General features: G+C 56.2%; 10 protein-coding genes and 2 pseudogenes. 6 read left to right on the top strand and 6 right to left on the bottom strand.

Annotated elements, in window-relative coordinates; all coding sequences use genetic code 11:
* Window positions 1-256: 256 nt before the first annotated feature.
* Window positions 257-739 carry a GNAT family N-acetyltransferase gene (locus tag RYB66_RS19000; RefSeq protein ID WP_002554160.1) on the bottom strand — a complete coding sequence of 161 codons (483 nt, stop codon included), beginning with the start codon at window positions 737-739 and terminating at the stop codon, window positions 257-259.
* A 363-nt stretch (window positions 740-1102) separates the two neighbouring features.
* Here RYB66_RS19000 and RYB66_RS18995 point away from each other — a divergent pair, with 363 nt between their 5' ends.
* The 3 genes from RYB66_RS18995 to RYB66_RS18985 all read left to right on the top strand — a co-directional run bounded on the left by RYB66_RS18995 (window position 1103) and on the right by RYB66_RS18985 (window position 4770).
* Window positions 1103-2047, top strand: coding sequence for an alpha/beta hydrolase (locus RYB66_RS18995; RefSeq protein ID WP_004665782.1), 945 nt, complete (start codon window positions 1103-1105; stop codon window positions 2045-2047).
* 54 nt (window positions 2048-2101) lie between these two features.
* On the top strand, window positions 2102-2539 hold the full coding sequence (locus tag RYB66_RS18990; RefSeq protein WP_117139568.1) for a GNAT family acetyltransferase: 438 nt from the start codon (window positions 2102-2104) through the stop codon (window positions 2537-2539).
* A gap of 110 nt (window positions 2540-2649) precedes the next feature.
* Window positions 2650-4770, top strand: a complete 2121-nt coding sequence (locus RYB66_RS18985; RefSeq protein ID WP_039847427.1) for a TonB-dependent siderophore receptor — start codon at window positions 2650-2652, stop codon at window positions 4768-4770.
* A 58-nt stretch (window positions 4771-4828) separates the two neighbouring features.
* Here RYB66_RS18985 and RYB66_RS18980 read toward each other — a convergent pair whose 3' ends face one another.
* Window positions 4829-5350 carry a DUF3237 domain-containing protein gene (locus tag RYB66_RS18980; RefSeq protein ID WP_005780577.1) on the bottom strand — a complete coding sequence of 174 codons (522 nt, stop codon included), beginning with the start codon at window positions 5348-5350 and terminating at the stop codon, window positions 4829-4831.
* A gap of 224 nt (window positions 5351-5574) precedes the next feature.
* Here RYB66_RS18980 and RYB66_RS18975 point away from each other — a divergent pair, with 224 nt between their 5' ends.
* From RYB66_RS18975 to RYB66_RS18965, 3 genes are all read left to right on the top strand, one after another.
* Complete coding sequence (locus RYB66_RS18975) at window positions 5575-6204, top strand: TetR/AcrR family transcriptional regulator (RefSeq protein ID WP_005780575.1); 630 nt, start codon at window positions 5575-5577, stop codon at window positions 6202-6204.
* Between the two features lie 185 nt (window positions 6205-6389).
* Window positions 6390-8018, top strand: coding sequence for a methyl-accepting chemotaxis protein (locus RYB66_RS18970; RefSeq protein ID WP_005780572.1), 1629 nt, complete (start codon window positions 6390-6392; stop codon window positions 8016-8018).
* 141 nt (window positions 8019-8159) lie between these two features.
* Window positions 8160-8588, top strand: a complete 429-nt coding sequence (locus RYB66_RS18965; protein ID WP_032701925.1) for a nuclear transport factor 2 family protein — start codon at window positions 8160-8162, stop codon at window positions 8586-8588.
* A 28-nt stretch (window positions 8589-8616) separates the two neighbouring features.
* Here the strand turns inward: RYB66_RS18965 and RYB66_RS18960 are convergent, their stop codons facing one another.
* From RYB66_RS18960 to RYB66_RS18950, 4 genes and pseudogenes are all read right to left on the bottom strand, one after another.
* Complete coding sequence (locus tag RYB66_RS18960; protein WP_057405083.1) at window positions 8617-9498, bottom strand: CAP domain-containing protein; 882 nt, start codon at window positions 9496-9498, stop codon at window positions 8617-8619.
* A gap of 138 nt (window positions 9499-9636) precedes the next feature.
* Window positions 9637-10233: pseudogene (locus RYB66_RS26700) on the bottom strand (methyl-accepting chemotaxis protein); the annotation flags it as partial.
* Window positions 10234-10494: 261 nt separating this feature from the next.
* Window positions 10495-11277, bottom strand: a pseudogene (locus RYB66_RS26695) (MCP four helix bundle domain-containing protein); the annotation flags it as partial.
* 183 nt (window positions 11278-11460) lie between these two features.
* Window positions 11461-12186, bottom strand: a complete 726-nt coding sequence (locus RYB66_RS18950; protein WP_054996453.1) for a GNAT family N-acetyltransferase — start codon at window positions 12184-12186, stop codon at window positions 11461-11463.
* Between the last annotated feature and the right edge of the window lie 241 nt (window positions 12187-12427).

Raw genomic sequence — 12427 nt, 5'->3', positions numbered from 1 at the left:
GTCCCTTATTGAAGAATCAACAGAAAAAACGATTCACCGTAATGATTTCCAGCGTACTACGGCCTGACGTGAATCACGGCGTACAGAAGTCACACTAGAAAGCAGCATAAATACTGACGAACGGTCGACTGCCGGGACGGCGTTATCTGAAAAAATAACCAGACACTGTTATCGAGTCGCTTAAAAAACGGGTTGAAGATAAAAGGCACGCCCGGGCCGATGCAATAATGGCCGTGCGTGCCCCCGCATGAAAAACTTACTGTTCCGAGCCAGACAGACGCAGATGGATCAGCGCCACCCGGGCACCTTGTTTATCGCGTTTCTCTTCGATGGCATAAGGGCGAAAGCCCATCCGCGGGTAAAACAGCAACCCGGGGACGTTATGGTTGTAGCAGGATGCAATCAGCTCAGTCGCTTCGTGCTTGTCAAATGCGATCCCCATCATACTGGTAATCATGTAACGCCCTACCCCTTTGGAGCGGGCCTTCGGAGCGATGATCACATTACCCAGCGAGCAACGGCCGCGAAATTTGCATTGAGAGAAATTGGCAAAACCGACAACTTCGCCATCCATCTCGATGACGGTCGAGTCGTGTCGGGTCTCCAGTGCTTCGCTGAGTTGCGAGGCAGTCAGCGGGTAAGTCGCTCTGGGGAACATGTAGAACAGTTCGTCGGCATTCTGCGGCAGTTCGCAAATTGTGGGGATGTCTTTTTCTTCCAGGGGGCGGTGATGGAACATGAGCGGTAACCTCTTGAAGAAATTGAAGAAAGCGCGAGTAAACGTTAAGCAGATCGGCGATTTGGGCAACAGCTGGTGACAAAAATACAGCGCCTGTCCCTTCACAGCATAATCCCCGGCTATCGAAAAGGGCACCTCAATAACGAATTGTGCTATTGAGCGCCTTTGTTGACGCTGCATTCGGACCTCTTGGCGCAACGTATTGAAGCGTAGGGGTTTGCGTGTACATCATGATTGCTCAGCTTGAAAACATACCCGGAACCCCGCTGTGCAATATTCTGTAACCCATGTTTGGTGGTTCATCTTGCAACCCTGACGCAGAACCGGCATTTATTTCACTTTGTTGACTGGATCATGCGTCTTATGCCGATTTCGCCCCTTGCTCGCTTCAAGGCTCGTCCGATCAAATGGGTCTGCATGTTAGCCATCATTATTGGCCTCCCGGTCGGCTGTGCAGTGCTTGAGCACAAGGAACGCGAGCTGGTGTTTCGCATCGAGCCCGGCACCGCAAGCTGGTACAGCGGCCTGCCCGCCGATGTGCAGGAGATCGAACTCAGCACACCGTCATTTGGACCATCGCAGAATATCCACGCCTGGTGGTGGCCCGCATCGGACAAGAACGCCCCGGCCGTGCTGTACCTGCATGGCTCAAGATGGAACCTCACCGGCCAGTTGTTCCGTATCCAGCAACTCAAGGCGCAGGGCTACTCGATACTGGCAATCGATTATCGGGGTTTCGGTCAGAGCATGGGCCAGCTGCCATCCGAGAAGTCGGTGTACGAAGATGCACGCATCGCCTGGGCACGCCTGAAACAACTGCAGCCCGATCCGCAACGCAGACTTATATATGGGCACTCGCTGGGCGGTGCAGTTGCGGTGGATCTGGCAGCCGAACTGGGCAATGACGCAGAAAAGGACAACGCGCCGATTCAGGCCCGCGGGCTGATAATAGAATCCACCTTCACCAACCTGGCCGATGTGGCCACTGCGCTGGCCAATACCTCGCTGCCTGTGCGCTGGTTGCTGTCGCAGAAGTTCGACTCTCTGGACAAGATTGCAGACATCCACATGCCAGTGCTGATCGTGCACGGCACCGAGGATCGCTACGTACCGGCACGCTTCAGCGAGCAGCTGTTCGAAGCAGCGCAGGAACCCAAGAAGCTGATACTGGTGCCTGGCGGTACACACAACAACAGCATGCAGATCGGACAGCCCGCTTATAGTCGGGCCATCCGTACGTTGCTTGATACACCGGCATCACTGCCCAGGGTCACAACACAGGACCAGCCGTCAAAGAACGCCGGTTAGACATGGCCGGACACGACGCAGTAGTCTCTGGGCTCATCACTCAGAGACCGCGCAATGAACTGCATTGTCGAGTATTCAGACCCGCATCACCGCCTTGCCGTCATCGAGCTGTGGAAGACCGTCTTCAATGACCCCATGCCGCATAACCGTCCGGAGTTGTCGATCGACAAGAAACTGGCTGTCGGGGACCGGCTGTTTTTCGTCGCCGTCATGGACGGCCGCGTGACCGGGACCATTCTTGCCGGTTACGACGGCCATCGCGGCTGGCTGTATTCGGTTGCAGTTGCCCCGCACCAGCGTGGCAAAGCACTGGGAACAGCACTGGTCAGGCACGCAGAACAGGCTCTTACGGACCTTGGCTGCGTCAAGATCAATCTGCAGATTCATACGTTCAACGAAAGTGTGCAGGCTTTTTATCAAACATTGGGGTACACGCCCGAGCCCATCATCAGCATGGGCAAGCGGATTGACGCCAACGTCGATAGTCATTGATAACCTGAAAAGGCCCCTGTTTGCAGAGCACCGGGCTCAATCATTTATTTACATGAGAATCAGTATCAAATTACAATTATTGCTATTAACGTCCTTGCTGAGCATTTCCCTTGAGCACCTCCTCCCAATGCCCTCGCCGTCCCGGCCCTTTTTTGCTGTCCGCACTTTCATTGGCGATGTGCGCCAGCGGCGCAGTGCATGCTGCTGAAACCGCAACCTTGCCTGCCACCCAGGTATCCGCCGCCGCTACCGAAGGCCGGGAAGGCTACAGCGCCGAAAGCACCAGTACCGCGAGCAAAAGTGATGTACCGATCAAGGAGGAGGCACAGTCGGTCAATGTGGTAACGCCGCAGACCATCGCCGACTACAACGTGCGCTCGCTGGACGATGCCATGAAGTTTGTCAGCGGCGTCAGCCAGGGCAACACACTGGGCAACACCAAGGACTCGGTGATCAAGCGTGGCTTCGGTACCAACGACGACGGCTCGATCCTGCGCGATGGCGTACGCTCGGTGGTATCGAAAAACTTCGGTGCCACCACCGAGCGCGTTGAAGTACTCAAAGGTCCGGCATCGCTGCTGTACGGCGCGATGGAGCCGGGTGGCGTGATCAACGTGATCAGCAAACAACCGCAATATGTGCAAAGCACCACGCTCAGTGGCTCGGCCTACAGCGAAGGCGGTGGCAGTTTCGGCATCGACACCACCGGACCGCTGGGCGATTCCGGGCTGGCCTACCGACTGGTGGCAGAGCGTCAGAGCGAGGACTATTGGCGTAACTATGGCGTCGATCAGCACACCCTGATCGCGCCCTCGTTGTCCTGGACCGGAGAACGCGCCAGCCTGACGCTCGCCTACGAATACAACGACTACATCAGCCCGTTCGACCGCGGCACGGTGTTCACAGGTGGTCATCCGGCCGATATCAGCTATGACAAGCGGCTCGACGAAAAGTGGGCCAATACCGTGGGCATCAGCGAAACCGCAACCGCGCGCTTCGAGTATCAGCTCAGCGATGACTGGAAAACCCGTCTGACCTACGGCTGGAACAACGACCGCTACAGCCTCTCGATTGCCCAGCCAAGCACATTGTCCAGCAGTGGTGTGCTGCGTCGTCAGGCCAATGGCGGCCACTATGATTATGAAACGCGTTATGCCAGTTGGGACTTCATCGGCAAGCAAGAGATTCTTGGCCAGCAACATGATCTGTTGATCGGTGCCGAGCAGGAAGACTCCGACAAGTATCGTGGCAAGACCTACCGCAACACGGCTCAAAACGGCTTCAATATCTTCTCACCGGTGTATGGCAGCCTGGCCGAGCCCAGTGTGGTCAGCGCGGCGAACAGCAACCTGAGCAATCAACTGACCTCATCTTCCCTGTACCTCAAGGATAACTGGCACCTGAATGACCGCTGGATTCTGGTCCTGGGTGGTCGCTATCAGCATTATGACCAGTACATCAAACAAGGCCTTGGTGCTAGCCGAGTCACCAATCTGGACAAGAATGACGATGTATTTCTGCCAATGGCCGGTCTGGTATTCAAGGTCAATGAAGACCTCTCGCTGTACGGTAACTACAGCCGTTCGTTCGTGCCCAACGACGATGTGAACGATGACGGCACGACCTTCGACCCGGAAGAAGGCCGCAGTTACGAAGTCGGTGCCAAATATGCACTGGCACCGGCGCTTAACCTCAACCTCGCGGTGTTCGACATCGAGAAGAAAAACGTCGTCACCCCCACTGGCGTGACCGGCGTCAGCGAAGCAGCTGGCAAGGTCGGCTCACAAGGTGTGGAGCTGGACGTGACCGGGCGCATAGCCGAGCGCTGGGACATGATCGGCACTTACGCTTACACCCACACCGAAGTGCTGGATGATCCAAGCAACAAGGGCAATCGTCTTAGCCAGGCACCCAAGCATACGGCCAGCCTGTACCTCACCCACCATCTGCAAGTCCCGTCCGGTCTGGGCGACTGGCATGCAGGTGGCGGCGCACGCTATGTGGGCGAGCGCGCTGGTGATGATGCCAATACCTTCTATATGAGCAGCTACACCGTAGCCGATGCATTTCTACGCTGGGATGTGCCGATGGCCGGTTACAAGACGCGCCTGCAACTGAACGTCGATAACCTGTTCGACAAGCAGTACTACCCGTCCAGTACAGGCAGCCAGTTGCAGGTCAACGTTGGCGAGCCGCGCACCGCGCGCCTGAGCGCAAGTGTCACTTTTTAACCAGTTACAACGGAGCAGGCTTGCAAAAGCCTGCCCCACGCCCAACCAAAGGGACGAATCAGGACTTCATCCGGTAAAAACTGATCAGCGTTTCATTGTCTTGAATGTATTCGGTCTTGCCAATGAAGGCGCTCTTTTCCAGCCATTCATTAGGCCCAAGGGAAACCTTGAAGCGCGGCGTGCATGTGCATTGGTAATGGCCGTCACTGATCGGCCAGACCCCGTTCTGCAATTCCTGCTGACCCACTTCGTCCATGAGCAGGACACCCTGGCTTTCAACGCTGATCAATTCACCCAATTGCGTGACCAGAGTGAAACGAGTGTCCAGAAAGGCAAGCTCGGATGACAATTCAACCTGCATGCTGCTGCCGCCAGCCTGCACCGAGCCGCTGAAATATTCGGAATGGAACTCTCCGCCCAGAATCCTGCTGCTGCTACGCAGTCCATCGCTGCATATGCCCATAAGCACAGGAACGTCGGTCTTCAGAATGACGGTGAGCACTTTCTCAAGCTGAGGCACCACTGCCGTATTACCACGAAAAGAGCGTTTGACGGGTTTCTTGAAATCGATGATGTTCATGGACCTGTTCACTCCATCGTTGAATGAATTCGGGCAATGGATGGCTGGGCCCAGCCATCGGATTTGCAAAATATAGAGCGCCTCGATCCGTCGGCATTTATCTGCGCTGTCTTTTCCAGTAAGCTCCTTGAAACCGGCTGAAATCGTACCGAACGGTTCAGTTCCAGTCTAGAGAATTTTGCATTTACTGTACTACCCGGTTCACTAAGGGATTGAGGATATAAATGAAGGTGCGTACTGAAGCACGCCGCGAAGCCATCATCGATGCCGCAGCAAGTGTCTTCCTTGAAATGGGCTACGAACGTGCGTCGATGAATGAAGTCACCAAACGGATGGGCGGCTCCAAAGCAACGATCTACAGCTACTTCCCCTCCAAGGAGGAGCTGTTCATCGCCGTGGTCAACAGGGTTGCAACCGCTCATCTTGCCGAGGCCGTTTCGGAACTGGCGATCTCTGTCGACAAGGACACAGATGCAGAATTAGACCTGCGAACGCTGTTCACGCGCTTCGGGGAGCGAATGTTGATGGTACTCATCAATGATGACAGCGCGTTGGCGGTGTACCGCATGGTAGTGGCCGAATCCGGGCACTCCGACATCGGCACAATGTTCTATGACTCAGGCCCCAGGGAATTCCTGCAAACGGTGACGACGCTGATGAATGCGGCCATGCAACGTGGCCAGCTACGTACCACTGATCCGCATATCGCAGCGCTGCAACTCACCTCGCTGCTGACCGCGGAAACCGACATTCGCCTCTATCAACAAACACCCGCACGCTTGAGCGTCGAGCAGATTCAAAGCATGGTCAAACGAGCAATTGATACTTTTATGCTGGGCATGGAAAAGCGCTGATTCACCGGGCTGCGACAGGTAGCCCTCTTTAAATGCTGGTTAAAATGTAAAGCTGCCAGGCCGTGACATATTTGCTTACCATTTATTCGGACAACCTGATTCAAACCTCGATTCCGGGCCCGTATAGCTCGTCAAGAAAACCCGAAGGCAGGCGATAGCCTATTGCCCACTTCGGAGAAATAATAATGATCCTGCGAAAACTCAATCTTGCACCGCGTTCGGCTTTATGCTTCGGTATTTTTTGCCTGATGATCGTTGCACTGGGCCTACTGGCTTTGCGTCAGGCAGCACTTCTCAACACAGCAGAAAAATTCATCGAAACCAACGTGCTACCCAGCGTAAAACTGCTCGGCTCTCTGGACAGGGAGTTTATCGGTATCAGGGGCAATAACGCCCGACTTCGTAACCCCCTTGAGCCGCAGGATCGCAGGACCAAGGCACTTAGCGACATTCAGCAGGCCCGCTCGCTGATTGCCGGTCTTTCGGACTCTCTCAGCAAACTGATCGTTACCCCTCAAGGGCGTCAGGCATTCGACGAGCTCCGCAAAGCCAACGCCGACTATCAAACAGCCCAGGATCGCTACCTGGCCTCTGTTGCAGCGGGCAATCTGGAAGGGGCAGTTGCCATTTCCAATGGCGACATGAAAGTTGCGGCGGATCAGGTCGAAAACACACTGAAAAAACTCATCGGCATCAACGACAGCAAAGCGGAAAAAGCGGGTGATCAAGCCGAATCTGCTTATCAGCAAACCTTGTTGATGGTGAGTATTTTTATCGCGGTCGGCGTGATTACTACCCTGCTGCTGGCCTGGATGTACACCCGCAGCCTGACTCAGCCGATCGGTGAGTCGCTGAACATTGCGCAACGCATTGCGGCCAATGACCTGAGCAAAGATATTCCACAAGACGGCAGTGATGAAGCGGCCAGACTGATCGCCGCACTGGCGTTGATGCAAGCCAACCTGCGCAGTGCCCTGACTCTCATCGGCGACTCGTCCACCCAACTGGCCGCTACTTCCGAAGAGATGCACGCAGTCACCGAAGATGCATCGCGCACCATTCAGCGTCAGAGCAATGAGATCGAAATGGCAGCTACGGCCGTCAACCAGATGAGCGCGGCGGTAGAGGAAGTGGCCAGCAACGCCGCATCGGCATCGGAAGTGACGTCTCAATCGAGCACCGCAGCCATGGCCGGACGTGCGCAGGTCGATGAGACTGTCACGGCGATCAACCTGATGGTCTCCAAAGTGCAGATCACCTCAACCGAGGTGCAGGGCCTGGCGGTCATGGCAACGGACATCAGCAAGGTGCTGGATGTGATCCGCGCCATCGCCGAACAAACCAACCTGCTGGCACTCAACGCTGCGATCGAGGCGGCCCGTGCAGGCGAAGCAGGGCGAGGTTTTGCCGTGGTCGCGGACGAAGTACGCGCATTGGCACACCGCACCCAGCAATCGACCCGCGAAATCGAACAGATGGTCGGCTCTATTCAGACCGGCACCGGCAACGCTGTCACTGCCATGGAGCAGACCAGCGTTCAGGCACACAAGACCCTGGAGATGGCCAATGGCGCCGGCAAGGCGCTACTCGAAATTACCGACTCCATCAGCCAGATCAACGAACGCAATCTGATGATCGCTACCGCTGCCGAAGAACAGGCCCAGGTTGCTCGTGAGGTCGACAGGAGCCTGGTCAGCATTCGTGACCTGTCCAGTCAGACGTCCGAGGGCTCCAATCAGACCGCCATCGCCACTGCCGAGTTGTCGACGCTGGCGTCAGGCCTGAACCGTCTTACCAAGCAGTTCCGCGTTTAAGCTCTATCGCCGGGAAGCGCGCTTCCCGGCATCTCCCCTTGTCGAATGGCCTGCCCTGATCTAAGTTGTACGACGACAGATGAATTGCTCATCTGCGCGGGCTTCGCTCACATTCAATAACGACAAGAAAAAGGGATGAACATGAAAAAGCTGACACTGCTAATGGCGTTTCTGTGCCTGTTTACCGGCTACGCCGCTGCGGCAACTTCTGACGAGACTGATGTTGCCGAGGCGGTAGACAAGCTCACGCAAGCCATGTGGCACAAGGACATAAAGCAACTCAATGCGCTGACCGCCGACAACCTCACATACGGACACTCCAGCGGCACCATTCAGGACAAGAAAGCGTTCATCGCAGACATCGAGACCGGCAAGAGCGCCTTTAACGAACTGAAGATGCTCAATCAGAAAATCATTCTTTCCGGCGACACCGCCCTGGTGCGCAATCATTTCTCGGCACAGGCAGTGAACAGCGGCAAGGTTGTGCCGACCGAAATCGAGAACTTCCAGATCTGGCAGAAGCAGAATGGCCAATGGCTGCTCATCGGCCGTCAGGCATTCCGCTTCTAAACCCACCGGTTCAAGGCAGCAGCAGGCGCTACTGCTGCGTGCCGAACATCGCCGTCCAGTAAATTCCTGCGTCACTTTTCGGGTCCATCGCGTAAGCTGCTCCCAACTCGCGGAAATCAGGACTCATCAGGTTGGCGCAGTGGCCGGGGCTCAGCAGCCAGCCATCCACCACCTTGCGCGCGCTGTCCTGGCCTGCAGCGATGTTCTCACCGACCTGCTGGCCTATATAGCCAGCAAGTTCGGCCCGATCGCCAGGCGTACGGCCGTCGCGATCCTTGTGGTCAAAAAAGTTCTGATTGGCCATTGCCTGCGAATGACGTTGTGCGGCAGTGCCCAGAACAGCGTTCCAGACCAGTGGCGTGGTAGCAGCGAAGGATTGCGTTCCGCACTGACGCGCCTGGGTACGGGCGTTATTGACCATTTCCAGAATTTTTTGCCCTTCTACCTGCCAATCGCCAAGACGCGAAGCCACCAGCGAGCGTGCCAGGACAATGCGCCAGTCTCGCCCCTGCCGGCTAACCCCGATGTCGACAAATTGCGGGTCCAGCACTACTCGGCAAAAACTCTCCAGCACCGCTTTAAGTGCCGAGTCAGCGTCATTGGGGCCGGACAGACTGATCGCCTGCACAGTGACCATTGGATAGGAGGCACGCGTCAGCGCCTGTTGCAGGTCCAGATTGCCACTGGCGGGCAGCACCAGACGTGCATCACTGTTCAGTGGCGGCAGCTCCATGGATACCTGCTCGCCACAGCGCTGTGCCTGACCACGATAGGCGTTGATGGATTCGATCAGTTGCGTATCGTCGCTGGCCAACGCAGCACTGGCAAAGATTCCACAGCACAGCACGGCCACAAATGATAACGATACTCTCGGGAGCGACAGGCGCAGGGTGTTGAAAATGACAGGCATGAAAAGTCTCTCTCGGGCTGAGTCCGCCTATGATGCGCGAAATGACCCGGTCGGGCGCAACGCCTTTTTCATGTCAGTGCGGAAATTAGCCACCGAAAAGGCAAAGACGTGCGCCAGACAGTACCGTGTTGAAACGACTCAAAGCTTGAAGTTGGCGACCAGCGAATTGAACGAGGTGGCCAGTCGCGACAGTTCCTGGCTCGAAGCGCTGGTCTGATTGGCACCTGCGGCGCTCTGGGTCGAAAGGTCCTGAATGTTGATCAGGTTGCGGTCCACCTCGCGGGCGACCTGGGCCTGCTCTTCGGAAGCCGAAGCAATGACCAGGTTGCGCTCGTTGATGGTCGCCACACCCAGGGTGATTTTTTCCAGCGCGGCACCGGCACGCAGCGCCAGCTCCTGAGTATTGGTGGCCAGAGACAGGCTCTTGCCCATCGCAGCAACAGCGCCATCGGCCCCGGACTGCACGGTGCTGATCATGCCTTCGATTTCCACTGTCGAGGCCTGAGTACGGTGTGCCAGGGCACGAACCTCATCAGCCACCACCGCAAAACCACGACCCTGTTCGCCGGCACGCGCGGCTTCGATGGCGGCATTCAACGCCAGCAGGTTGGTCTGTTCGGCGATGCTGCGAATCACGTCCAGCACCTTGCTGATCTCCCGCACATGCCCGGCCAGTTCTGACACAGCGCCAGTGGACTCGGTGATCTCGTGCACCATGGTGGTGATGCCCTTGACCGTATGATCCACCTGACCACGTCCATCGACTGCATCATCGGTTGCAGCCTTCGACGCCTCGGAGGTCGACACCGCATTACGCGCCACTTCTTCCACAGCAGCAGTCATCTGATTCACGGCAGTCGCAGCCTGCTGGATTTCGTCGTTCTGGCGAGTCAGTCCGCGGGTGCTTTCATCGGTAACGGCGCTCAATTCTTCGGCAGCAGAGGCTAACTGGTCTGAAGCACTGGCAATTTGTTGAATGGTATTTTTCAGACCGGTCTGCATGTCGGACAGTGCGTCCAGCAGTTGTCCGGCCTCATCGCCACGATCAGAAACAATCGGTTGGGTCAGGTCGCCACCGGCAATGCGCTGAGCACTTGCTACCGCGACCGCCAACGGCCGGGTAATCATGCGGGTGATCAACAGCCCCAACATGATTGCCACCAGAAAGGCGATGACTACGCCGATTTCAAGCATCATCACCGAAGAATTCCGTAGATCGGCGGCAGCCGCAGCACCCTCTTTGATCTGACGGTTGTTGGAATCAATCATAATGCGCAAATAGCTGCGCACCTTGGTAAAGCCTTCCGAAGACAGTGTGTTCAGTCGGGTGCGGGCAGCGTCGTAATCACCGGCCTTGATCAGATCGACAACCTGCTGGGCTCCGGCAACGTAGCCGGGCATCATCAGCTCAAACTGGTCACCGGCGGCACGCTCGTCATCTTCCAGCGGCGTGGCACGGTAAATCGCGAATACCCTCTGTGCGCGAGCCAGATCTTCGCTCAACGCCTGTCGAACACGTTCCTTGTCGGCTTCAGGAACGCCGCCATCCTGCGCATCCAGCAAACGGTACAGTCCACGGTTGTGAGCGGTGAGGCTGGTCAGCGTTTCATTAGTGTTGCTGACAGAAACAAGGTTGTTGGAAAAGGTAAGCTCAAGCGCGTTGCCCAAGCGGGTAACCCCGACCATGCCCAGGCCGCCAACGGCCAGTGTGATCAGTGCACAAACAATGAATGCCGAAAGAAGCTTGGTCGAAAACTTGGACTGACGCAGGAAATTCATGGGGCTTACCTGTTGCTGAATGAGGGGCGACATCCGTGCCTGAGAGTGACCAAATAGTCGTGATGTCATAATGACTTCACTCCATTTGGATCGTTCCAACGCACTCCCCACTTTTTGATAGATAGCGCTTGTGCAACTACTTCCGTCTATCAATACAGGTCTGCCCGCGCGACACGCTGGCTGTCAGTGCAGCCTTGACGCTTGCGCAACACCTTCCGGCACGCCAGGGTTTTCAAGACGCTGCTCGGCGAACGCCCTGGCATCCCGGGTCATACGGTCGAGATGACGGTCACGCTGCTTCTCTGCATCGACCATCGCTCTCTTGCCGTGCTGTTTGAGCAGGTACGCATGAATCTGACGCACTTCCACCGAGCTGTAGATCGGAGCGATGTCCATGACCGCAAGCAGGCCATCCGTTCCATGATCCAGGGTGTTCATGATGACCTGCGGGCCGCGTGCGCCCAGGACCTGGAAGCCCAGCGCTTCGAAATACGCCACTTTGCCCACCACGCAATACAGTTCTGCGTGCGGGTAGCGGCCGACCATCTTATTCAGCATCGAGCGTGCAATGCCCTGGCGACGATGGCTTTCGCGCACCGCCATATAGGCCACGGCACAAGCCTGTGGATCATCCTGCACAGGCAGGTACAGTAAAAACCCCAATACGGTTTCCGGGTCCTCATCGTCCAGCGCGACGATCAGTTCGACCGCCAGGTTTTGCGAGCCGTCCATGGCGTTCAGGTAGAGATGCACCTCATACCCCACGCCATACTGATACAAGTTGTACAGCGGATTGCTCGGCGCAATGGCTACCATGCTGATGTCGGTCACGTAGTCCACGACCATCTGCTGGATCTGGCTACGGATGAACTCCGGTGGCGGGGTTTGTAGCAACATGATGGTGGGCATGAGACGAGGGGCTCCATTGAACGGGGTGTGGCTGCACAGGATGTGGCCACATGATAGCGCGTCAACGCTTTCAAAACCGATAATGTCACTTTGCCGCAGGATAACTTAGTTGTAACTTATACGACGACCTCAGAAGACAATATCAAAAAGCCAGCAATCTTGAATGTCACATTATTTAGTTGCACGATCGTTCCATACCGGGACGCCAGCACTTTATTATTGACGAGCCTTTAAAATGATA

The sequence above is a fragment of the Pseudomonas syringae group sp. 243L2 genome, assembly GCF_032587875.1.
Taxonomy (GTDB): Bacteria; Pseudomonadota; Gammaproteobacteria; order Pseudomonadales; family Pseudomonadaceae; genus Aquipseudomonas; species Aquipseudomonas amygdali.
Note: the sequence above shows the minus strand (reverse complement) of the source record. Positions and strands in the feature narration are given on the sequence as shown.